Raw genomic sequence first — 386 nt, 5'->3', positions numbered from 1 at the left:
CGCTGTGGTGCTGCTGTTCCAGCGGGACTACCACTGTGGGAATTGCCGGAAACAGGTCCAAGCGATCGGCGACAGGTACGACGAGTTCGGGGCGCTGAACGCCGCCGTTGTCTCGATCCTCCCGGAACCCGTCGAGCGAGCCAGCGAGTGGCAGGAGTCGTACGACCTCCCGTTCGCGCTGCTCGCCGATCCGAACACCGACGTGAGCGACGCGTACGACCAGCCCGTGCGGTTCGGCGTCCTCGGTTCGCTCCACGACCTGGTCGGCCGGATGCCAGTCGCGATGGTCCTCGACACTCGGTCTGACGAGCCCGTCGTCGCGTACACCTACGAGGGACGGATGCCCGCGGACCGCCCGGAAATCGACGACCTGCTCGACGAGATCA

1 protein-coding gene is annotated in these 386 nt (G+C 66.6%); it reads left to right on the top strand.

Features of this window, described 5'->3' with window-relative positions; translation table 11 throughout:
- Positions 1–386: peroxiredoxin (locus tag EXE45_RS18230; RefSeq protein WP_137695147.1), on the top strand; the 386-nt coding region annotated here is incomplete at both ends.

Source organism: Halorubrum sp. SP9 (genome assembly GCF_005435015.1).
GTDB classification, from domain to species: domain Archaea; phylum Halobacteriota; class Halobacteria; order Halobacteriales; family Haloferacaceae; genus Halorubrum; species Halorubrum sodomense.
Note: the sequence above shows the minus strand (reverse complement) of the source record. Positions and strands in the feature narration are given on the sequence as shown.